Annotated in this window: 19 protein-coding genes and 5 pseudogenes; 14 read left to right on the top strand and 10 right to left on the bottom strand. The window is 68.4% G+C overall.

Annotated elements, in window-relative coordinates:
- Nucleotides 1-147: 147 nt before the first annotated feature.
- Both EES41_RS03200 and EES41_RS03195 read right to left on the bottom strand, forming a co-directional pair.
- Nucleotides 148-624, bottom strand: a complete 477-nt coding sequence (locus EES41_RS03200) for a metallophosphoesterase (RefSeq protein ID WP_164495731.1) — start codon at nucleotides 622-624, stop codon at nucleotides 148-150.
- Between the two features lie 240 nt (nucleotides 625-864).
- On the bottom strand, nucleotides 865-1,542 hold the full coding sequence (locus EES41_RS03195) for a hypothetical protein (RefSeq protein ID WP_123075465.1): 678 nt from the start codon (nucleotides 1,540-1,542) through the stop codon (nucleotides 865-867).
- 367 nt (nucleotides 1,543-1,909) lie between these two features.
- Here EES41_RS03195 and EES41_RS03190 point away from each other — a divergent pair, with 367 nt between their 5' ends.
- From EES41_RS03190 to EES41_RS03180, 3 genes are all read left to right on the top strand, one after another.
- Nucleotides 1,910-2,410, top strand: a complete 501-nt coding sequence (locus EES41_RS03190) for an AAA family ATPase (RefSeq protein ID WP_123075463.1) — start codon at nucleotides 1,910-1,912, stop codon at nucleotides 2,408-2,410.
- 101 nt (nucleotides 2,411-2,511) lie between these two features.
- Nucleotides 2,512-3,471 carry a RimK family alpha-L-glutamate ligase gene (locus EES41_RS03185; protein WP_123075461.1) on the top strand — a complete coding sequence of 320 codons (960 nt, stop codon included), beginning with the start codon at nucleotides 2,512-2,514 and terminating at the stop codon, nucleotides 3,469-3,471.
- Between the two features lie 412 nt (nucleotides 3,472-3,883).
- Nucleotides 3,884-4,198 (top strand): hypothetical protein, encoded by a 315-nt coding sequence (locus tag EES41_RS03180; protein ID WP_216827237.1) that lies wholly within the window; start codon nucleotides 3,884-3,886, stop codon nucleotides 4,196-4,198.
- 212 nt (nucleotides 4,199-4,410) lie between these two features.
- Here EES41_RS03180 and EES41_RS42725 read toward each other — a convergent pair whose 3' ends face one another.
- The gene (locus EES41_RS42725) at nucleotides 4,411-4,767 is read right to left on the bottom strand and encodes a hypothetical protein (protein ID WP_254211293.1); all 357 of its coding nucleotides are present in this window, start codon (nucleotides 4,765-4,767) and stop codon (nucleotides 4,411-4,413) included.
- A 292-nt stretch (nucleotides 4,768-5,059) separates the two neighbouring features.
- On the opposite strand from EES41_RS42725, the gene EES41_RS03165 reads away from it, so the two are divergent.
- The 4 genes and pseudogenes from EES41_RS03165 to EES41_RS42720 form a co-directional block, all read left to right on the top strand.
- A complete protein-coding gene (locus tag EES41_RS03165; protein WP_254211724.1) occupies nucleotides 5,060-6,571 on the top strand; it encodes an amino acid adenylation domain-containing protein in 1,512 nt (503 codons plus the stop codon).
- Entirely contained in the window at nucleotides 6,568-7,872 is a 1,305-nt protein-coding gene (locus EES41_RS03160; RefSeq protein WP_254211292.1) for a hypothetical protein, read from the top strand. The genes EES41_RS03165 and EES41_RS03160 overlap by 4 nt, the downstream gene beginning before the upstream one ends.
- Nucleotides 7,873-7,887: 15 nt before the next feature.
- Nucleotides 7,888-8,157 (top strand): annotated as a pseudogene (locus tag EES41_RS03155) (enoyl-CoA hydratase-related protein); the annotation flags it as partial.
- Nucleotides 8,158-8,283: 126 nt separating this feature from the next.
- Nucleotides 8,284-8,468 (top strand): annotated as a pseudogene (locus EES41_RS42720) (enoyl-CoA hydratase); the annotation flags it as partial.
- A 152-nt stretch (nucleotides 8,469-8,620) separates the two neighbouring features.
- Here the strand turns inward: EES41_RS42720 and EES41_RS03145 are convergent.
- Nucleotides 8,621-9,058 (bottom strand): transposase, encoded by a 438-nt coding sequence (locus EES41_RS03145; protein ID WP_254211291.1) that lies wholly within the window; start codon nucleotides 9,056-9,058, stop codon nucleotides 8,621-8,623.
- Between the two features lie 264 nt (nucleotides 9,059-9,322).
- Here EES41_RS03145 and EES41_RS42715 point away from each other — a divergent pair.
- The 3 genes and pseudogenes from EES41_RS42715 to EES41_RS43760 form a co-directional block, all read left to right on the top strand.
- Nucleotides 9,323-9,565, top strand: a pseudogene (locus tag EES41_RS42715) (transposase domain-containing protein); the annotation flags it as partial.
- Between the two features lie 337 nt (nucleotides 9,566-9,902).
- Entirely contained in the window at nucleotides 9,903-10,910 is a 1,008-nt protein-coding gene (locus EES41_RS42085; RefSeq protein ID WP_254211290.1) for a transposase, read from the top strand.
- A gap of 89 nt (nucleotides 10,911-10,999) precedes the next feature.
- Complete coding sequence (locus EES41_RS43760; RefSeq protein ID WP_302186187.1) at nucleotides 11,000-11,260, top strand: transposase; 261 nt, start codon at nucleotides 11,000-11,002, stop codon at nucleotides 11,258-11,260.
- Here the strand turns inward: EES41_RS43760 and EES41_RS03120 are convergent.
- Together EES41_RS03120 and EES41_RS03115 are read right to left on the bottom strand one after the other, a co-directional pair.
- Nucleotides 11,247-11,657, bottom strand: coding sequence for a nuclear transport factor 2 family protein (locus EES41_RS03120; protein ID WP_123075449.1), 411 nt, complete (start codon nucleotides 11,655-11,657; stop codon nucleotides 11,247-11,249). The two genes, EES41_RS43760 and EES41_RS03120, sit on opposite strands and share 14 nt — an antisense overlap.
- Nucleotides 11,658-12,045: 388 nt before the next feature.
- A complete protein-coding gene (locus EES41_RS03115; RefSeq protein ID WP_123075447.1) occupies nucleotides 12,046-12,234 on the bottom strand; it encodes a hypothetical protein in 189 nt (62 codons plus the stop codon).
- Between the two features lie 51 nt (nucleotides 12,235-12,285).
- Between EES41_RS03115 and EES41_RS42255 the strand changes: the two genes are divergently transcribed.
- Together EES41_RS42255 and EES41_RS42250 are read left to right on the top strand one after the other, a co-directional pair.
- A complete protein-coding gene (locus EES41_RS42255; protein ID WP_216827236.1) occupies nucleotides 12,286-12,432 on the top strand; it encodes a hypothetical protein in 147 nt (48 codons plus the stop codon).
- A 117-nt stretch (nucleotides 12,433-12,549) separates the two neighbouring features.
- Entirely contained in the window at nucleotides 12,550-12,756 is a 207-nt protein-coding gene (locus EES41_RS42250) for a hypothetical protein (RefSeq protein WP_216827235.1), read from the top strand.
- A gap of 9 nt (nucleotides 12,757-12,765) precedes the next feature.
- On the opposite strand, the gene EES41_RS03105 is transcribed toward EES41_RS42250, so the two are convergent.
- The 4 genes from EES41_RS03105 to EES41_RS03085 all read right to left on the bottom strand — a co-directional run bounded on the left by EES41_RS03105 (nucleotide 12,766) and on the right by EES41_RS03085 (nucleotide 17,818).
- A complete protein-coding gene (locus tag EES41_RS03105; RefSeq protein ID WP_123082215.1) occupies nucleotides 12,766-13,095 on the bottom strand; it encodes a TfoX/Sxy family protein in 330 nt (109 codons plus the stop codon).
- 203 nt (nucleotides 13,096-13,298) lie between these two features.
- Complete coding sequence (locus tag EES41_RS03100; RefSeq protein WP_123075445.1) at nucleotides 13,299-15,218, bottom strand: NAD-binding protein; 1,920 nt, start codon at nucleotides 15,216-15,218, stop codon at nucleotides 13,299-13,301.
- 503 nt (nucleotides 15,219-15,721) lie between these two features.
- The gene (locus EES41_RS03090; protein ID WP_123075443.1) at nucleotides 15,722-17,245 is read right to left on the bottom strand and encodes a flotillin family protein; all 1,524 of its coding nucleotides are present in this window, start codon (nucleotides 17,243-17,245) and stop codon (nucleotides 15,722-15,724) included.
- Between the two features lie 75 nt (nucleotides 17,246-17,320).
- Complete coding sequence (locus EES41_RS03085) at nucleotides 17,321-17,818, bottom strand: hypothetical protein (protein ID WP_123075441.1); 498 nt, start codon at nucleotides 17,816-17,818, stop codon at nucleotides 17,321-17,323.
- Nucleotides 17,819-18,099: 281 nt separating this feature from the next.
- Between EES41_RS03085 and EES41_RS44125 the strand changes: the two are divergent.
- Nucleotides 18,100-19,078, top strand: a pseudogene (locus tag EES41_RS44125) (alanine:cation symporter family protein); the annotation flags it as partial.
- Nucleotides 19,079-19,348: 270 nt separating this feature from the next.
- Nucleotides 19,349-20,564: pseudogene (locus EES41_RS03075) on the top strand (IS110 family transposase).
- The last annotated feature ends 23 nt before the right edge of the window (nucleotides 20,565-20,587 follow it).

Genomic DNA, 20,587 nt, shown 5'->3' with positions numbered 1-20,587 from the left:
ATGAACTGCTTCTTCGCGTCGGTCAGTTTCTTGTTGAGGTAGGGCGAGTAGGTCTGGACGCTGACCGTCTTCGCCGTCGGGTTGAACTCGAGCCGTTCTGGTAGGTGTGGGGCACGACCATGCCCTGGCGGTCCGGTTGGTCGGTGATCACCTTGTTGCCTCAGGCGATCTCGTCGTCGGTGGGGCCCACTTCAGCGCAAGGATCAGCCAGTTCGTGCCCCCTGCCGAGAACATGTGGAAGCTGTTGTCGTTCTGCCTGGCCGGGTAGGTGCCGCCGAACGACGGCAGGTTCCAGAAGCCGCTCCGCGGCAATTTGCGGTTGAACGCTGCCGCGTCGCGCACCACGGCGGGGGTCTGGCCCTTGGGCATCGCGTCCATGTCGTGATTGCCCACGCCGAGGATGTACGGGGTCGCGCCGTTCAGCTGGCCCATCGCGCTGGTCGCGTTGGGCCACTGGTAGGACTGGTCGTAGTCGTCGACGATGTCGCCCTCGTGGACCGCGGCCTTGATGTTCCGGGCGTTCGTGTTCTGCTTGATCCATTTCCCTTGAGCGTTGAAGGCCTGTGGGGAGCTCTCCGCCGAATACTGGGCATCGGGGAGGACCGCGATGCTGAAGTTCTCCAATGCCTGTGCCCGCAGCGCGGACCGGTCGGCTGCTGTTGCCGGGAGCGCTACGAGGCTGACCGATGGGGCAGCCGCGACAACCGAGTACCCGCGCCCTGAAACGCGTCATCACCATCTCCGTAGACGTCGAACGAGCGGTCGCCTCGCGGTGGCAAGTACGTCCGGCCGCTCGGTGTTGAGAGGGAAGTCGGGGATGAACGGCTCACGGCGAGTTGGGGAGGGGCGCTCGACAGAGGTCTGTCAGAGGGCGTGCCCGGAGCCGCGCCGGGCAGCGGTGTCCAGGAAGTGGTCGGCGTCCTCGGGGTCTGCGAGACGGCCGAGTTCGAGCCAGGAGCCGTCGGTGAAGCGCAGCCGGAAGGTCGCGAAGCCGCGCGGCTGGCCGGCTTCGGCCTCGATGTGCGCTTCGTGCGCGGAGAACTCCGCCGTCAGCTGGAAGTCGGCGGCCTTGGTGGGGGACAGCCGCCGGCCAGGGGATGCGGCCACGCAGATCCGGTCGCGGGTGAGCGACACCAGGCGCTTCGGGTTGGGGGAGCGCCCGTACCAGCCCAGCAGGAGCCGCCCCGCAGTCAAGTACCAGTCACCGTCGAAGATTTCCGGAGCTCGTCGGTCACTCGCCGTAGCGGATGTTCCGGCCCTACGGCGCGGCATCGGCTCGCGCGAGTTCCCCGGCTCGAGCCCCCGGTCGATCTTCTTGCTCAATTGGTCGAGCAGGAACATGGGGATGAAGACGAAGAAGAAGAGCACCACACCCACGTAGAACAGCCAGTGGTGGCCTGGTGAAAGCCTGCCCTTGCCCGACGCTCTGTGGACGTCCTTCGGGGGCTTGGGAATGGCCCCGGGTATCTCGCACCAGACCAGGGCGACGGGTTCCTCGCCGAGGATCTTCTTTGCCCGCCGTTGAACGCTGCGCTTCGCCATATGGGGCATCCTAAAGCGGCAGCACGAGGCCTTTGTGTCTGCTCGTCCCACCCGCATCCGTCACGGCTGATCAACCCGAGAGCCGGTCACGGAGCATGCTCCATCAGTTGCGAAAAGTGAGCCACTTATCACCATCGATCACCCGATAGAACGGCAGTCCGACACGCGGCGGGCCCCGAGCGAGACCGTTCCCGGCGCGCTGCAGCAGGCTGCCGGAACCGCATACCCGCCGCGCGCGAAGGGGAAGACTCCGGTACACGAAGAGCGACCAGCCGCGGAACCCATCCACCCGCAGGGAATAGTCGATCTGCGAGGGCGAGGGGGCTCGGTCGTCTTCCTGTCTTACCCGGACAACGCGGTCGTCATCGTGGCCGGGCTTCCCGGCAGCGGGAAAAGCACCCTGCTGCATGCGTGGCAATCGATCGCCACCGTGGTCGACCCCCGTGCCACGCGCACCACGTATCAGGCGATGATGCCCGCCTGGCTCCCCTACGTGGCGTATCGGCCTTGGGCGCGGCTGAAGCACATGCGCTGGATACGGGCCGAAATACGGCGGGCACACCCGCTGTTCGTCCACGACTGCGGCAGCAGGGCCTGGATGCGCCGATGGCTGGCCCGAAACGCAGATCGAGCCGGGCGGCCCCTGCACATGGTCCTGCTCGACGTCGGGTCCCACGAGGCGCTCTCCGGGCAGCATGCCCGGCGACGTCTGACCTCGCGTCGGGTCTTCGCCACGCATCAGAGAGGCCTGGCGAGGCTGCTCTCCCCAGTCGAAGGCAGCAGTCTGGTAGCACCGGACGGACTCACCTCCATGGTACTGCTCGACCGCGCCTCGCGGGATGCCGGCCCCCGGGCACGTTTCGACTGACAGCGGGACTGACTACGCTGTCGAGTGACCACGGACCTCCTGGTCCGCACGACTTGGGAGACGGGACCAGCGAATGTCCGGGGAGGATGAGGAATAGCTCGATGAGGCTCTGCTTCCTGGTGGAGGAGCAGTACCGCGACGACGGCATGCCGAACGAGGTGATCCGCTGGCTGACCGCGTCGGGGCACCAGGTGGATGTCGTGCGGCCGGGTGGATCTCTGCTGCGCATGTCCGGGCTAATGGACACCGGGGCGTACGACGCCTGGGTCCTCAAGACGGTTTCCGGCGGCCCGGGGCTGACCCTGCTCGAAGCAGCGGCCGCGCTCGGGCTGACCACCGTGAACGACGCCCGGTCGATCCGCGGGGTGCGGGACAAGGCCCTGGCCGCCGCCATCGGGCGGAACCGAGGCCTGCCGCTGCCGCCGACGTACGCGGTGGCGTGCCCCGAACTGCTGAGGGAGATACCGACGGCTGAGTACCCGCTCGTCGTCAAGCCCGCGGACGGGAGTTCCGGGCGGGCGGTGCACCTGGTGTCCTCGCCGGAGAGGTTGGAGCAGCTGCTGCCGCTGCTCGCGGGCGAGGGCTTGCTCGTAGCCCAGCCGTACATCCCCAACTCGGGTACCGACCTCAAGGTGTACGCGGTGGCAGGAGAGCTCTTCGCGACCGAGCGCTGCTCCCCGCTGCACTCCGATCCGGCGGTGCGGGAGCGACGGGTGCCGCTGCCTGCGGAGGTGGCGGCGCTCGCAGTGCAAGTAGGGGCTGTCTACGGGCTCGACCTGTACGGAGTGGACGTGCTGCTGGGTCCGGAGGGGCCAGTGGTCGTCGACGTGAACGACTTCCCCAGCTTCCGTCAGGTGCCCGACGCGGCAGCGCGGGTGGCCCAAGCGATCTTGGAGCTGGCACGGACGGGAGGCTCGGCAGCTGCGCCCTCTTCGGGGTCCGTCCCGTGCATTCTGCCCCTCGCCAGCACGACCTCGGTGACAACTGGCAACGTGGAGAGGGCGGTCGGTACTGAGCTCTCGGAGGGCGCTGACTCGGTCAGGCTCACCAGACGTGTGTAAGTGCCACTGCCCCGCAGGCCGCAACCGCCGTTCCGGAGATCGCCATCGCGATGACTAGCCCGCGAGTGCTCTGTGGCAGGCGCTCCGGGAGGCTCACCTCTTGTGGCCGCTTTGGGGTCGTAGATCACCTCGATCCGGCCGCCCACCCTGACCGGGGGGAAGGCGAACGGACCGGCCGTGTACTGCCGGGCCGGTCCGCCCTGAGGGGTGTACTCAAGCAGCAGCATCGAGCCCTGCGCGACCTTGCCGACGTTCACACCGACGGCGGAGTTCCGCACGCCGCGCTTCAACAGCGGGCGCGAGTGGACGTATACGCCTGCGGAGACAGGAGGACCAGCAGGCTGATCAGCAATGACAGCACAAGCAACATGACCAAGAACATCGCCCCGACCCGTCGAAAGCCCTGAGAACGGTGCTGTCCGCAGGCAACCGGCCCGCCCGCCACCACACCACCGGACTGCTCACCCACGCCGAAGGCACCGGCAGCCACGAGGTCGTCATCGAACCCCCGGCCCACGACTGGGACCTGGCCGACGGCGACGACACGGCCGTCCAAGCCGTCCTGCGCGCCTACCGCGCCCGCTCCCTCGCCCTGCGTACGCGGCGTCCCGGGCTGGTCCTGCCCTTCCGCAACCACGGAGCCGCCGCCGGCACCTCGCTTCCGCACCCGCACTCCCAGATCGCGGTCCCCCATCGTGCCGCTCCACCTGCGCCAGCTGCACGGTGAAGATCACCCGCTGGTGTGAGACGGCCTTCTTGATGGTGTGGGCGAACTCCATCACCTTGACGAACTCCGGCCATACCTTGAGCCGGGTGCTGATCTTCTCCGAGAAGACCGGATCACAGCCCGCCTCTTCCAGGACGTCGAGCTGACTCTGAAGCTCCTGCTGGGCGGTACTGGCCTCCAGGGAGGTTCGGAGCGGGCAGTAGCGGGAGCGGTCAGCTGGCGGTGACCTGGTTCGGGACGCGGCCGGAGGCGCGGAGCTCCTGAAGGTCCGGGATGTGGTTGTAGAGGGTGCCGGGGCTGACGCCGAGGACCTTGGCAATCGAGGTGATCGACTGCTCGGGGGTGGCGACGGTGGGCCGCCCGCCGACCCGGCCGCAGGCGGCGTCCAGGCCTTCGCGGGTGCCGGAGACGATCAGCGCGGCAGAGGCTGCAGCGCGGGAGTCCGGGCCCGTCAGCGGCCGGATCCGGTTCCTGAGCGTCTCGGTGTTGGCCCTCAGATCGGTGGCGATGGACTTGGTTGTCGTTCCTGGCCTCGACCAGTACAACGTGAGCGCGTTCTTCTGGACCATCAAGATCCAGGTCTCTTCGGGTGTCCAAGTTCCGGTGGCAGAACCCCTCGCCACTTCAATCAATGCTTACCAGTGTATGACGGCGACCCGATTCATCTGGCGTGCGGCGGGCGGGGTCGTGGACTCTGTGTGGCGGATGTGATGCACGTGTGCGCGGGGCCGTCGTGTCCGTTTCCCGATGGAGAGGTCAACAGTGGATCAGCAAGTACTCAAGGGTGCAGTGGGACTGGCGGAGCCTGGTGGTTATGGCGTTGGCGGGCAGGTGTCCCACGGTGAAGCCACTCAGGAGGAGTTGTTCCGCAGGTTTGGCTGGGGTTCGGCCGCTGAGGTTCCTTACGATTGCGTTCATCATGCCGTCGAGGTTCAGGCGGCCGGTCGGCCGATGGCGGTTGCGGCTGAGTTCCAGGGCGAGTCGATCACCTATGGCGAGCTGAACCGTCAGGCCGACCGGCTGGCATCGGGGCTGGAGGCCGCAGGAGTGCGTCCCGGTGACTGCGTGCCGCTGTTCACCCGGCGAGGAATTCCGCTGCTGGTGGGTCTGCTCGCGGTGCTGAAGGCGGGGGCCGCGTACGTGCCCCAGGATGCGCTCGCCGCGCCGGCCGAGCAGCTGCGGCACATCGTCGCGGCGACCAGGGCCCGAGTGGTGCTGACGGCAGGCGAGCACGCTCATCTGGTCCCGGCCGTTGAGGGAGTGGCGCTGATTGCCGTCGATGCGGTGATGGCGGAGCCTCTGTCCGAGCAGCAGGCGCGGTTCGTTCCGGCCCGGCCCGCCAGGGGTGATGACGGCTGCTACGTACTGTTCACCTCCGGCACCACCGGATCCCCGAACGGGGTCGTGGTCACCCACCGGAATGTGTGCAACCTGCTGTTCAACGAGCCGGGTGGACTGGGCATCGGTCCGGGACAGCGCGTGGCTCAGATACTCAACATCGCTTTCGACATGGCCGCCTGGGAGATCCTAGGGGCGCTCAGCCATGGGGCGACTCTCATCATCCGGGGCAAGGACATCGCGGAAGCGGTTCGCCAGGCCGATGTGGTGATCTCCACGCCCACCATCCTCAGCGGCATCGACCCCGCGTCGTGCCATCGGGTGAAGGTCGTCGCCGTCGCAGGAGAACCGTGCCCTCGCCGGCTGGCCGACCGGTGGGCGGCGCACTGCACGTTCTACAACTCCTGCGGGCCCACCGAGACCACCATCGTCAACACCATGCAGCGCCACACCCCCTCCGCGGGCCGGCTCACCATCGGCCGTCCCACCCCCAACAACACCGTCTACATCCTCGATGAGCAGCGTCGCCCGCTGCCGGTCGGCGAGGTCGGCGAGATGTGGGCCGGTGGTGAGGGGATATCCGCCGGTTATCTCGGTGATCCCGTACTCACCGCCGAGCGGTACGTGGCCGACCCCTTCCTCGGTGACGGGCGGCTGATGTTCCGCACCCGCGACCTGGGCCGCTGGACTGCCGATGGCGAGCTGGAGATCCTCGGCCGTACCGACGACCAGGTGAAGATCCGCGGCTTCCGGGTCGAGTTGGACGCTGTCTCCGCCGTGCTGGAGGCACTGCCCGGCTGTGTGCGCGCCGCAACCCTGAAGCTGGATGGCCGGAACCTGGTCTCCTTCGCCTCCCCGGCGGACCTGGATTCTGCGGCCGCCCGGCAGGCCGTGGCCGACGCTCTTCCCTACTACTGCGTCCCGGACATGGTGCACATCCTGCCCGAACTGCCCCGCACCAGCCGCGGCAAGATCGACAAAGAGGCCCTTCGACGCCTGGCCGAGCGCCACGGGGCTCAGGAGACCGTGCGATGAGGACGCCTCCCGGGACACTTCCGGACCGTCCGCAGGACATCACACTGCCCCGGCCCATTTCACGTGTGCGACGTGTGTGGAAACACCCGCGGCTGATGCACCACAACCGGCTGATCGCCCTCGTGCTGACGGCCAACCTCATCGTTCTCGCTGTCCGGCTCGCCGGCGACGGGCTGAACGCACATACGACGGGCCGCCTGGTGCTGGCGAATTTCGCCCTGACGGTCCTGATCCGCCAGCAGTACGTGATCAACGCGCTCTTCCGGATCGCCACGGCCGCCCCGCTGCACTGGCCGCTGCGGATCCGCTGGATGCTCGCGAAGGTCTACCACTTCGGCGGCCTCCACGTCGGCGGCGCACTCGCCGGCACCTGCTGGTTCCTCGCCCAGACTGCGATGCTGACCGTGGAGCGGGCCCCTGCACAGGTGCTGGCCGTCTCCTACCTGCTGCTGGCGCTGCTGATCGCCGTGGTCGTCATCGCGCTGCCCCCTCTGCGTTCCCGGCACCATGACCTGTTCGAACGTACCCACCGGTTCGGTGGCTGGGCAGCTCTTGCCCTGTTCTGGGCCCAGACCCTGCTGTCACTGCAGGCACAGGCGGCGGCACCGCTCACCGACCCCGGCATATGGGTCCTGGCCGTGCTGACCTTCAGCATCGCGCTGCCCTGGCTCCGGCTGCGCAAGGTACCCGTCCATATCGAGCGCCCCTCACCCCACGTGGCCATCGCCCGCTTCGACCACGGCGAGACCCCGTTCGCCGGCTCCTCGACCGCCATCAGCCGCAGCCCACTGACCGAATGGCACTCCTTCGCCAACGTGCCCGCACCCGGGCAGAGCGGATTCCGCCTCACCATCTCCCGGGCCGGAGACTGGACCGGCGCCTTCATCGACGACCTGCCCTCCCACGTCTGGGTCAAAGGCATCACCACGGCAGGCGTTGCCAACATCGAAACCCTTTTTCACAAGGTCGTCTACGTCGCCACCGGCAGTGGCATCGGCCCCTGCCTGCCCCACCTGCTGGCCGCCCAGGTCCCCTCCCGCCTGGTGTGGGCCACCCGCACCCCCCGCGCAACCTACGGCGACACCCTCGTCGAGGAAATCCTCACCGTCCAGCCAGGCGCAGTGATCTGGGACACCAACGAGCACGGCAAACCCGACATGGTGCGCCTCGCCTACGCCGCATACCAAGACTTCGGCGCCGAGGCCGTCATCTGCATCTCCAACAAGAAACTCACCTGGCAGGTCGTCCACGGCCTGGAACGCCTCGGCATCCCCGCCTACGGCGCCATCTGGGACTCCTGAGAAGGACCACACGACATGACCGACACGCAGTACCGCACCATCCATGTCAACCGGGCCGACCGGGTCGTCACCGTCACCCTTAACCGCCCGGACGTCCTCAACGCACTCAGCAGCGAACTGATGAGCGAACTCAACCACGCGCTGCTCCCACTGGACCGCGACCCCGGCATCGGCTGCTTCGTGATCACCGGGTCCGAACGAGCCTTCGCCGCAGGTGCCGACATCACCGAGATGGCACCCAAGACCGCCACCCAGATGGCAGCCGAGGACCACTTCGCCGGCTTTCGTTACGCACTCGGAGGTGGTTGCGAACTCGCCATGATGTGCTCGTGAGCCGCTCGGCATCAGACTCCGGGCATCGCACGGACCCGCCCGAAAGCCGGCGCATCCTCGGACCATGAGCCGCCGACCGAACACGCCGGTCTCATCTCCCGGCAGGTTCCCACCGACTGAAGGCAGCCGCCGCGGCCCGCACCATCGCCTCCCACAGCAAACCGGCCGTCCTCGCCGCCCGCGAAGCCGTCAACCGCGCCCTGGAAACCGGCCTCCAGGACGGCCTGCTGTTCGAACGCCGCACCTTCCACGCACTCCATGCAGCCTTCCGCTGACGCCGACTCCGGCACCACGGCGGAGCCGGCGCACTGAAAGGACACCGCTGTATGCGCCCAATAGGAGGTCGTGCACCTCGTCCTTGATGAGCTCGCGCGTCTCGTCCATGGCCTGATGACGCCGACCCGGCCGGACTCGTTCAGGCGGCCTGGCCGAAGCCAGTGGCGGCCGGGTCCTGCTCACGGAGCAAAGTGAGGTCCGCATCCGGCTTCGTCTTGTACGCCTCGGGCCGGATGCAGAGCTCGTGCGTGCTGTACTCGCCGAACCGGTTGATGTGGTCGGTCAGGTAGGGCGAGACGTGGGCCAGGTCCTCGGGATCAATCTCCCAGCCCTCCTCCAGCAGCTGGCGGACGATCCCGGCGATGTCCGGGGCGTTGTGGGAAATCACCACGTTCGTGAACACAGCATTGAATTTCATCGCCTTCTCCTGCCCGACGGGGTCGATGTCGGCGATGACGCCCTGATTGCCGAAGCCGACCCACTGGGAGAAGTGGTTGAACGACTCCACCTTGTTGGTGGCCGCGGTGACCCGCCGACGCAGCGGGGCATCCGTCAGATACTGACTTCGGCCCTTCAAGGTGACGTTGGGTCGTCGAGGGTGAGGCCGGAGCCGGCTGTGAAGCCGTCGAGGGCGTGGGAGCGGTATTGAAGGGGCGTTTCCCCAAGGCCGGGTAGTTAACGTTTTCGCAGGTCACGCAAGTGAGTTGAAGGATTTCCGACGCAGAGCAACGGAGCTCGTTGGTACAGGCAGTCGACCAAGACAGCTTGTCCCGAAGGAGCTCCGTTGCCCCGCCATTGTGTCCTGCCGTCTGCACTGACGGCCATCACCCGAACGGTCACCGTGGCAGCGGGTCGGTTCGCGCCCGGCCATCTGGGGGAGCTGACTGCCGTCGTGCCGTTCGAGCTCGTGGACGCGGTCCTTGCGGAGACTCGGACGGTGCAGCGGAGGCTGCGTGATCTTCCGTCGCGGGTCGGGGTCTACTTCCTGCTCGCGATGTGCCTGTTCCCCGAGGTCGGCTACCGGCTCGTTTGGGACAAGCTGACCGCGGGCCTGTCCGGGATGCCGGCGGTCTGCCCGTCGGCGAAGGCGTTGCGTGACCTACGTCGGCGGATCGGCAGCGCGCCGGTGCGGGCCTTGTTCGAGGTGCTGGCCGGGCTGCTGGCCCGGCCGACGACCCCAGGGGTGCGTTTCGGCCCTTACCGGACCGTGTCGTTCGACGGCTGCAGTTCGCTGAGGGTTCCCGATTCCGAGCGGAACCGGGCCTGGCTAGGCAGGACTTCCCATCACGGCTATCCGACGCTGGAGTTGATGACGCTGATCGAGACCGGCACCCGGGCCGTGGTCCGGCGCGGTATTCGGCCCAACCGCCGAGGGCGAGACAAGCTACGCCGGTCGGCTGCTGCACCTGCTACGGCCGGACATGCTGGTGCTGTGGGACAAGGGATTCGACAGCAACGCCTTCCTCGCGAAGGTGACCGGGACCGGTGCCCAGGTCCTGGGCCGACTCCGCAGCAACCGGCGCACTCCGGTCCTCACCCGCCTCGCCGATGGCTCCTACCTGTCGGTGATCGGCACCGTGAAAGTACGGATCATCGACGCACAGATCGCCGTGACCTGCGCGGATGGCACGTCCTTCACCGGGTCCTACCGACTGGTCACGACCCTGACCGACGCCCAGCTTTACCCCGCCACCGCCCTGGTGGGTCTCTATCATCAGCGGTGGGAACACGAATCGGCGTACTATGCGCTCCGCCACACGATCATGAACGGGCGCAACCTCCGCTCGGGTGACCCGGCAGGCATCGAGCAGGAGATGTGGTCCCTGCTCACCCTCTACCAGGCCTTACGCACCGTGATGGTCGATGCCGCCGAGTCCCTCCCCGGCACCGACCCGGACCGCTGCTGTTTCAGCATCGCGCTCCACACCGCCCGCGACCAGGTCATCCAGGCCGCCGGGATCGTCACCGCGGACGCCGATCGGGACACTCTTCTTGGGGCGATCGGCCGCCGGATCCTGACCGGCCTGCTCCCTGCCCGACGGCAACGGGTCAGCACCCGCAAGGTCAAGTCACCGATGTCCCGCTACAGCGAGCGCCACGCCGACGGCCGGCCCGACACCAGCCGCACCGTCACCCGCCTCGACATCACCGTCCTCGAACCCGTCGATCAGGCAACCGCGCCGCCCACAGCCTCCCGGGACGACCGGCACGCCGCCCCCGCCGCGCGACGCCGACACCGCATCCTCGCCCTGCTCCAAGAAGACCCCACGCGCCTGTGGCAGCCCCGTGAAATCACCGCACACTTCGGCGACATCACCCTGGAGACGATGTACAGACAACTGAACCGGTGGGCCGTCAGCGGCCTCATCCACAAGCTCGGCCCCGGCCTCTACGCCGCAACACCATGGTCCCCAAACCGCCTTGCATGACCTGCGAAAACGTTAACTACCCGGCCTTGGGCGTTTCCCCGTGACCGTGGACATCCTGATCATTGGATCGTAAGGATCCACAGGACAGGATTTCCCGTTGGGGGACTTCGAAGTACTCGCCTGAGTTCCGGGCCGATGCCGTCGCGCTGTATCACGCTAGTCCGGGTGGTACGTACGCGTCGGTGGCCAAGGGCGTGGGCGTCAATTACGGGACGCTCCGCACCTGGGTGCGGGACGCGGAGCAGGCCGCTCGGCCCGGAGCCGGGAGGCCAGCGCTATGGAGAGGGAGGACCTGCACGGGCCGGGACGTGACGGCCGTTGACTCGCGCGGGAACTTCAGTGGTGACTGAGGTGGTCGTGGTCCTTCCAGATGCCGTCGCCGGGCATGTCGAGGCGGGCGGTGAGCGGTCGGCGCCATGGGGGAGTGGACGTGGGTTGGCCCCAGTAGTCGGTGACCCGTACGGCCCGGCCGTTGCGGAGCTCGGCGATGGTGACGTTGCGGTAGAGGCGGCCGTCGCCGTAGTCGCAGGTCCATTCCACGACGATGACGTCGTCGTCGAGGCGCAGCCTTCGTCCCACTTCGAGCGTGAGCTCGGGGAAGTTCCCCTCCACCTCCCCGATGAGCTTGCTGCCGCGGACGACCTCGCCCATCTGGGGCCATTGCCGCTCGACCTCCGGGGCGAGTGGCACCCCGAGGATGTAGGCGAGGCGGGTGTGGCCGTTCGATTCCGGTGTCGGCTCGTTCATTGCCGTCAGTCCTTCCTGTGGGGTGGGCGGCGGACCGGATGCGGTGTGTGTCGTGGTGCGCCGGAGCCGTCGACCAGGCTGCCCATGTGGAAGCGAACCCGGCGGCTGGTACCGCCCTCATCGTCGTCGGAGCCACCAGGAGACCACTCCAGGACCGCGGTGTCGGACAGGTGCTGCGGCGTGCCCCGTGGTGAAATCGGCGAACAGGCCACCAGAGGGTGTCGCCCTCGACGTACGGCGAGCTCGCCGAGGTGGAAGCCGACGGGAGGTGTTTCGTTCGATCTGCTCGTGACCGTCTCCTGATCGTGGCGGGACGGATTGCCGGTGGTACGGCGCGGCGGGTGTCCCGGCCCGCCCGCCCTGCCGGGAGGGCGGGCCGGGCTCCGCATCAGGCGACGTGCACGTGCGGGGTGACGACAGGCCAGTCGTTCTCCACCTCGGCGAGCACGTTGAAGTAGTTCGTCAGCACGTTCAGCGCGATGTGACCGACCACCTCGCCGATTTCCGCGTCGGTGACGCCGGCGTCTCGCGCTGCCTGCACGGCGCCGTCGTTTACCGCGCCCCTGCTGCGGACCATGGCGTCCGACAGTGACAGCAGGGCGGGGGTGTGGGAATCGGATGCCTCGGCGTGGCGGGCCCGCTCGAGTTCACCGGGGTCGAGGTCGACGTGCTGACCGAGGCCGTGATCGGCGCCCCGTGCGACAGGGTCGCCGCCTACGCGGCCGACCCCACGCACGCACCCGAGTGGTACGCGAACATCACCTCCTCCGGCTGACGGACCCCGCCGCCGGTGGCGGTCGGCTCCAAGGTCGCCTTCGTCGCCCGCTTCCTCGGCAGGCGGCTGGCCTACATGTACGAGATCACCGCGTACGAGCCCGGGCGCTGACTGGTGATGCGCACGGACGAAGGCCCCTTCCCCATGGAGACCACCTTCACCTGGGAGCCGTACGGGGAAGGCTCGGACCGCACCCGCATGACGATCCGCAGCCGGGGCGAGCCCAGCGGATTCGCCTCCCTCGGCGCCATCGTGATGGCGGCGGCCATGCGCCGCGCCCAGCACAAGGACCTGGCGGCACTCACTGCGCTGCTGGAGCGGTGAGGACGGATCTCACTTGGGCGGCAGCGTGTCCGCGAACGCCACTGCCGTCGTGATCCAGTGGTCCAGCACGGCATCCTCAGCCAGGGCCGGACCGCTCACCGTCACCCAGCCACGCATAGGGCGACCGGTGAAGTCCATGGGCCGGGCCTCCGGCCGGGCGAGAGCCTGTTCGCTCCCGTCCGTACCCACACGGACAACGACCTCTTCATCGGACACGGCCACGGTCATGTTGCCATGCAGCAGGAACGCGAGACCGCCGAACATCCGTTTCTCGGTGACGGCGGGCTGCTCACCGAGCCGCTCCCGGATCCGCTGGGCCAGCCCTTCGTCGTACGTCATGCACCCACTGTCCTGCGCGGTACGGGCGGCCGCCCGCGGGGACGCGGCCGCCGATGTGCCGGTGCGGGCGACGCACGCGACCATGGGGAGATGGAGCAGGGATCACTGGGCGAGGTCAGCGGACCCGGGCGGATCGCGTCCGCCGGATAGGCCGTCGGCCTGGACGAGCCGGCCCTCGCGGCCCGCAACCACAGGCTGAGTCCTCAGCGGTAGCCATCACCCGCGTGGTCCGTGGTGTGGGGGGCCACGTGGCCGAGGAGTTCGGCGAGACCGCGGCGGGTGGAGGCCAGGACGACGCGGTCCTGCGCCCTGAGTACGTAGCCTGGGTGGAGCTCCCAAACCAGCCCGGCGTGTCGGCCGTCATCTTCACGTGTGGAGGAAGCCAGGTCGGGCCGGCGATCCTCGGGCGCGGTGGTGTCGAGGGCGATCACCCGCCAGGCTCCGGGCCGGAAGGATTCGGCGATGGTGCGGTCTTCGAGTTGTGGATGGCCTGCCACATCGACGGCGGCGAACAGCAGGACGCGGCGCTCGACGGGGATGGCGCCCAGTATCTGTCGTCCCATCATCGCTCCGGCGAAGGCGGGGGCGGCGAGGTGAGTGACGCTGCGGCTGCGGGTCAGGGCGGTGGGGTGCGCGGCGCGCAGAGTGCGGTAGACGGCTGTGGCGAACCCGTCATCGAACAGGCGCAGGGCCACGCGAACCTCGGCGTTGATCGAGCGGGCATAGAGCGCCGCTTCGAGGTTGGTGGTGTCGGAACTGGTCAGAGCGAGCAGGGCGTGGGCCCGGTGGATGCCGGCGGTCTCCAGCACGCCCTCTTCGGTGACGTCGCCCAAGACGACGGGGATGCGCAGGCGGCGGGCGAGAGCCAGTCCGCGGGCCTCGGGGTCGTTCTCGACGCACACCACAGGGATCTGCAGCTCATGGAGCCGTACCAGCACGCGTGTCCCGATCTTGCCGAGGCCGAGCAGCACCACCTGCCCGGACAGGCGCCGCGGGGGCCGCCGAAGGGCCGTCGCCGTGCGGAAGGCTCCCAGGGCCTCCAATGCGGCCGCCACCAGGACGGGCAGCAGGAGCAGGCCGACGAAGCCGGAGAGGATCTGCAGAACCTGGCGCTGTGGTGGCTCATCCACCGCTGGATCGTTGATCGCGAAGATGTCCAGGAGGGTGATGTAAGCAGCGTGCAGAGGGTGTTCCCCCGTAGTCTGCCACGAGGCCACGGCGATGCCGCCGACGGCCGCCACGATGCCGACCAGCGACCAGCGCAGCCGCTTGGAGAAGAGCGAGCCGAACGGGAGCGCAGCGGGGCCCGGTCGAGGAATGGCCTGCGCGGCTCCCGTGTGGGACACCGCTTCCAGGGCCACAATGCCCCGCCCTGTCGCGGCGGCCACCGCTCGTTCGTCCGGCAGCAGTTGCGGACCTTGGTCCCCGCTGAGCTCGGACCCCTCGTTGCCTGCCGGATCGCTGGTCGTCGCCGAGAGCAAGGCCAACGTGCACAGGCCGGGGTCGGCAGTCTGTCCACGCTGCGGGGGTGTGCGCTCCACGGCACGCAGCAGCAGGCCGTCCGCCTGCACGATCTTGCTGGTGCCAGCGACTGCCGTCGCGGCGAGGGCGGGCGCGGCGGTGTCGGCATCTGACAGCACGGTCGTCGAGGAGTCGAGTTCCCGCAGGTCGAGGCCTGGTTCCGCGACGATCGCGGCTTGGTCCAGGAGTTCTTCCAGATGCTGGCCGAGTTTGCGGTTGTAGAGCCGGATGACCAAGCGCAGGCGGGGGTTGAGCCGTCGAGCGATCAGAGCGGCGCGCAGGTTGGTGGCGTCGTCTTCGTACACGAGCGCCAACGCTGCGGCTCGGGTCACTCCTGCCCTGGCGAGGACCTCCTCCGTCGGCTCTCCCGCCTCGAGTACGCGTTCACCTACCGCTGCCGTCTGTTCGTCGGCCACGGCCGCCGCCCGCGCGGCCGGAATCCGTCCCAGCAAGCCGAATCGCCCTCCGCCGGCCGGTCTGTGGGCAGAGCCGGACCGAGCCTCGCTGGCGGTGGGTACGACGACGGTGACGTGCTCCCGGTACACGTCACGCAGCTCGGCAGCGAGTCGGCGAGCGAGCCCGTCGTCGCCGCAGACGACCATCCCGCCTTGCTGGTCTGTCTGTTGCGGCTGTCCGTAGGTTGAAGTCACGCCCAAAGGATGCACTCTCGCTCGTGCGGATGATCAAGGGGCTCGCGGCTGCCGTCCAGGCGAGCGGTGTCGGCTCTGTTCAAGGCGGGGGTGCTGGTGGGTGGCAGGAGTCGCCCGGGTGCGGGGGTGCTCGAAGGTGGAGACCAGGACTGTTCGTAGCGTGATGGACTCCTTGTGGGTGCCGGCTCCGGTGCGACGGGGCCTGCCCGGTTCACCATGAGGAGGATCATCGTGCTGGTGAAGAGGAGGGTGATGATGATCAGGGCGCGCCCAATGGGGTTACGCGGGTTGTAGTAGTACCTCTGCGTGCCCCACTTGCTTCGTTTGCACACCGGCTCACGGTTGTAGGGCGGATTCACTTGGCGTGCCCGTCGTTTCGCTGTTGAGTCTTCTGTCTGAATCACGCCTTGGGGGGCCTGCTTCTCCAGCAGGCCCCCCAAGGGTTGCGCGTGAAGTCAGCCGACGATTTCGATTTTGCCGTTGGGCGCGGTCGCCTCGGGCACGGCGGGTGTCTTCGCGGTGGTGAGGCTTCCCAGGAGCTGGGCGAGGTCGATGCCGGTGGTGGAGCCGAGGAGTTCCATGCCCTGGGCCACGTTGTCGGCGACGGTGCGGGACAGCTTGCTCGCGCCGTCGGTGGAGATCACCGTCATCTTGTCGATCGCGGCCAGCGGCTCGGCCGCCTTGGCGACCACCTGCGGCAGCACCTCCACCAGCATCTGGATCATCGCCGCGTCGCCGTAGCCCGCGAAGGCCTCGGCCTTCTTCCGCATGGCCTCCGCCTCGGCCGCGCCCTTGGCCGCGATGGCGGCCGCCTCCGCGTCACCCTCCAGGCGTACCGCCTCCGCGATCGCCGCGCGGCGGGCCCGCTCGGCCTCGCCCCGCTTGGCGCCCTCGACGGCCTCCGCCTCCGCGAGGGCGGAGCGGCGCTGCTTCTCGCCCTCACCGGTCAGCCGGGAGCGCGCGGCCTCCGCCTCGGCTGCGGCGATGTCGGCCAGACGCTCCGCCTCGGCCTGCTTGACGCGGGCCACGCGCTTGGCCTCGGCCTCCTGTTCGGCCTGGTAGCGGCGGGCGTCGGCCGGCTTGCGGACCTCTGTGTCGAGCTGGCGGTCGGTCAGCGCGGCCTGTCGCTCGGCGACCTTCTCCTGTTCGGCCAGGATCTGTTGCTGCCGGTCGGCGTCGGCCAGCGGCCCGGCGGCGTTCGCCTGGGCGGTGGCCGCGTCGGTCTCGGCCTTGATCTCGGCCTGGCGCAGGTACAGGGTGCGCTGCGCGACCGCGATCTCCTCCTCGGCCTTCAGCCGGGCCTGTTCGGCGGCCTGCCGGGCGTTGGCCTCGGCGATGTCGGCCTCCTGCTTGGCGCGGGCGGCTTCGGGACGGCCGAGGTCCTCCAGGTAGGAGCCTTCCGTGGTGATGTCCTGGATCTGGAAGGCGTCCAGCACCAGGCCCTGGCCGGACAGGCTGGCCTCGGCCTCCTCCGCGACCTGGCCGGCGAACGCGGCCCGGTCGCGGATGATGTCCTCGACCGACATCCGGCCGACGATGGCGCGCAGCGCGCCCGACAGCACTTCCTGGGTGAAGCCGACGATGCCGTCCTGTTGTTGCAGGAACCGCTGCGCGGCGGCGCGGATGGCGTCCTCGTTGCCGCCGACCTTGACGATCGCGACGCCTTCGAGATTGGCCTTGATGCCGCGCAGCGTGACCGCGCCCCGGACGGCGATCGGGATGTGACGGCTCGACAGGTCGAGGGTGTAGCGCTGCTGGACGAAGGGGACGACGAACACTCCCCCGCCGACCACGACCTTCTGCCCGCTGTTGTCGGTGACGACCTGCCCGGTCGCCGGATCGGTGGACTTCTTGCCGCGCCGGCCCGTGATGATGAAGGCCTCGCTGGGGCCGGCGACCTTGTAGCGGGTGACGACGACGAGGGCGAGCAGGACGAGGAGTACGACCACTCCCACGACCGCGGTGACGACTGGACTCATGATGGTTCCCCCTGCCTCCGAAGCGGCAGATCGATGACGGTGTTGAGCTTGATTGGACTGAAGGAAGGGGTCTGGTCAGTGCTCTACGGCGCGGACCGTGACCGATGTGGAGGACGGTGCGGCCATCACCCATATCTCGGCGCCCCGGGTCAGCGGGGTCTCTGCCTGCGCGGCGTACTTGACGGGCTGGCCGGCCAGCCGGAGCAGGACCTCTCCGTACCCGCCCGCGGGGATGGCGGTGACGACCGATCCCGTGGACCCGAGGAGGTCCTCCTGGTGTGGGGCGGCCCCGTTGCGATCTCCCAGCAGGGCCCGGCTCAGCCGCCAGGCCAGCCAGCCCGCTCCGGAGCCGGCCACCGCTCCCACGGCGACTGCCGGTCCCGGCCCGAGCCCCGTGGACCCGAGCACGATCGCCCCCGTGAAACCGAGCATCGAAACGAAGCCCGCGACCACCGGAAGCGACAGCCAGCCGTCGAACAGACCGTCCAGAACACCCTCGACGACCCCGTCGAACACCAGCGAGACGGCCAGCAGCACGATCCCCCCGATGCCGAGCCCCAGAAACAAGCCCATGGGCACCCCCGCTGTCGTACCGCTGTCCTGGCTGGACAACGGCATCGTTTCAGTGGAAGGGCCTGCACACATTGCCAGCCTCCGGCAATCTTTACGGCACTTTGACGCACATCCGGGCAGCGGTCGCCGCCATGTCGGCGAAGGCGAATCACTTCTTCGGAAGCGAGGCGGAACGGCGGGAGCCAACAGGTTGTCCGCTCAGTGGAACCTCAAATCCGGATAACGATCGCGTCACCGGCCCTTGGGTTTCCCGGCCTCAACCCCGGTCAGTGATGTGGATTGCCGACGGCAGCGTCTCCGGCGGCCCGATGCACTACCTGCCCAAGAGCCTCGCCGACCGTTTCGGCGCCAAGGGCATGAAGCTGGGCAAGGTCCTGGGCGCCCTCGCCCCCGCGATGATCCTCCTCTTCGGCCTCTTCGGCGGCAACCTCTTCCAGGTCAACCAGTCCTACCCACGGCTGGTCTCCGTCGCCGGCCGGCGACAGCGGCATCATGGGCTCCTCGGCCGGCGTCTACATCGCCGCCTGCCTGATCGTCATCCTGGTCAACGTCTCCGCCGTCCCGGCCGCGGTCTCCACGATCGTCGAGGGCGCCTTCAACCCGCAGGACGTCGCCGGCGGTGTCCTCGCGCGCTGATCATCCGTTTCAAGCGGGCCGCGTTCTCCAACGAGGCCGGCCTCGGCTCCGCGCCGATCGCGCACTCCGCGGTCAAGACCAAGTACCCCGCAAGCGAGGGCCTCGTCGCCCTGCTGGAGCCGTTCATGGACACCGTCGTCATCTGCACCATGACCCCCCTGACGATCATTGTCGCCAACCCGGCCAGCTGGGGCGAGGCCCGCAAGGGCGAAGGCGTCGGCGGCGTGACGATCACCTCGGACGCCTTCGGCACGGTCCTGCCCTGGTTGCCGTACATCTCACCATCGCGGTGATGTGTTCGCCATCTCCACCGTACTGACCTTGGGCTACTACGGCCTCAAGGCCTGGTCCCACCTCTTCGGCCGCAGCAAGACCAGCGAGCTGACCTACAAGGTGCTCTACATCCTGTTCGCAGTCGCCGGCTCGCTGCTGACGCTGATCGACATGGCCGACGCTGTGCTGTTCATGCTCGCCGTCATCAACATCATCGGCCTGTACCTGCTCGCTCCCGTGGTCAAGCGGGAGCTGAACTCCTTCCTCGCGTATGTCCGCCACCGCGATGCCGGCCAGGCCACGGAAGTCGGCGAGGACGACGATCGGGAGTCAGTGAAGACCACCGTCTGACCGCCCCCCGTTATGTTTTTCGCGGTTCGGCAATGGGGCCGCTGGCCTCCGGGCCCGGTATGGCTGTGTCCTCTCTGTCGAAGGCATGACCTGGGGGGTGGTGTCGCCGGGTCCGTGGGGTGCCGTCGGAGCCGCTGATGAGAGCCCCGGCCACCGCCCGGTCCGGCGCAATGCCTGGCACAGACGTGGGCGGCAGGTCTGAATAACGTGGATGCGCGAGCACGGTGCCATTGCCGAGGCCGACAGGATCAACCACCTGGAAGGGGTGTGATGTTCGACACCAATGGCATGGGCGTCTTCCTCGGGATGGACGTGGGCAAGACGGCCCATCACGGTCACGGGCTCACTCCGGCCGGGAAGAAGGTCTTCGACAAGCCGATGCCCAATAGCCGAACCCAGGCTGCGGGCCGTCTTCGACAAGCTCAAAGCCAAGTTCGGCACTGTGCTGGTGATCGTGGACCAGCTCGCCTCGATCGGCGCTCTGCCGCTGACCGTGGCCCGCGACGCGGGCTGCGAGGTCGCCTACCTGCCTGGACTCGCGATGCGGAGGATCGCTGATCTGTATCCGGGCGAGGCGAAAACGGACGCGAAGGACGCGGCGGCCATCGCGGACGCGGCCCGCACGATGCCTCACACTCTGCGGTCGCTGGAGCTGACCGACGAGATCACCGCCGAGCTCACGGTGTTGACCGGCTTCGACCAGGACCTCGCGGCTGAGGCTACCCGCACCGGCAACCGGATACGTGGCCTGCTCACGCAGTTCCACCCCAGCCTCTAGCGCGTGCTTGGGCCCCGGCTGGACCACCGGGCCGTCACCTGGCTCCTCGAGCGCCACGGATCCCCGGCCGCTCTGCGCAAAGCCGGCCGCTGCAGACTCGTTGAACTCATCCGCCCGAAAGCACCGCGGATGGCCACGCGGCTGATCGACGAGATCTTCGACGACCTCGGCGAGCAGACCGTCACTGTTCCCGGAACCGGCACCCTCGACATCGTGGTCCCGTCCCTGGCCGCCTCGCTCGCCGCGGTCCATGACCAGCGCCGGGCACTTGAAGCCCAGATCAGCACCCTGCTGGAGGCCCACCCTCTTCACCCGGTCCTGACCTCGATGCCGGGAGTCGGAGTCAGGACCGCCGCAGTCCTGCTGGTCACCGTCGGAGACGGAAACGGCTTTCCCAGCGCCGCCCACCTCGCCTCCTACGCGGGCCTCGCCCCCACCACCAAGTCGTCGGGCACCTCGATCCACGGCGAACACGCACCCCGCGGCGGAAACCGGCAGCTCAAACGGGCCATGTTCCTCCCCGCCTTCGCCTGTATGAACGCCGACCCGGCTTCACGCACCTACTACGACCGCCAACGCGCCCGCGGCAAGACCCACACCCAGGCACTCCTGCGGCTCGCCCGCCAACGCATCAGCGTCCTGTTCGCCATGCTCCGCGACGGCACCTTCTACGAGTCCAGAACCTCCACCGTCACCCTCGCCGCATGACCACCCCAAACAGCCTCATACCC

Origin of the sequence: Streptomyces sp. ADI95-16 (genome assembly GCF_003721495.1) — a bacterium.
In the GTDB taxonomy this organism is placed as follows: domain Bacteria; phylum Actinomycetota; class Actinomycetes; order Streptomycetales; family Streptomycetaceae; genus Streptomyces; species Streptomyces goshikiensis.
Note: the sequence above shows the minus strand (reverse complement) of the source record. Positions and strands in the feature narration are given on the sequence as shown.

Excerpts from the sequence above, each read along its gene's own strand:
- EES41_RS03090 (WP_123075443.1), bottom strand. The coding sequence starts at position 17,245 with ATGAGTCCAGTCGTCACCGCGGTCGTGGGAGTGGTCGTACTCCTCGTC.
- EES41_RS03115 (WP_123075447.1), bottom strand. The coding sequence starts at position 12,234 with ATGGTCCGCAGCAGGGGCGCGGTAAACGACGGCGCCGTGCAGGCAGCG.
- EES41_RS42725 (WP_254211293.1), bottom strand. The coding sequence starts at position 4,767 with ATGGTCCAGAAGAACGCGCTCACGTTGTACTGGTCGAGGCCAGGAACG.
- EES41_RS03185 (WP_123075461.1), top strand. The coding sequence starts at position 2,512 with ATGAGGCTCTGCTTCCTGGTGGAGGAGCAGTACCGCGACGACGGCATG.
- EES41_RS03100 (WP_123075445.1), bottom strand. The coding sequence starts at position 15,218 with ATGGTCGTCTGCGGCGACGACGGGCTCGCTCGCCGACTCGCTGCCGAG.
- EES41_RS42250 (WP_216827235.1), top strand. The coding sequence starts at position 12,550 with ATGCGCACGGACGAAGGCCCCTTCCCCATGGAGACCACCTTCACCTGG.
- EES41_RS03085 (WP_123075441.1), bottom strand. The coding sequence starts at position 17,818 with ATGGGCTTGTTTCTGGGGCTCGGCATCGGGGGGATCGTGCTGCTGGCC.
- EES41_RS42085 (WP_254211290.1), top strand. The coding sequence starts at position 9,903 with ATGCTGGTGCTGTGGGACAAGGGATTCGACAGCAACGCCTTCCTCGCG.
- EES41_RS03160 (WP_254211292.1), top strand. The coding sequence starts at position 6,568 with ATGAGGACGCCTCCCGGGACACTTCCGGACCGTCCGCAGGACATCACA.
- EES41_RS03105 (WP_123082215.1), bottom strand. The coding sequence starts at position 13,095 with ATGACGTACGACGAAGGGCTGGCCCAGCGGATCCGGGAGCGGCTCGGT.
- EES41_RS03120 (WP_123075449.1), bottom strand. The coding sequence starts at position 11,657 with ATGAACGAGCCGACACCGGAATCGAACGGCCACACCCGCCTCGCCTAC.
- EES41_RS03195 (WP_123075465.1), bottom strand. The coding sequence starts at position 1,542 with ATGGCGAAGCGCAGCGTTCAACGGCGGGCAAAGAAGATCCTCGGCGAG.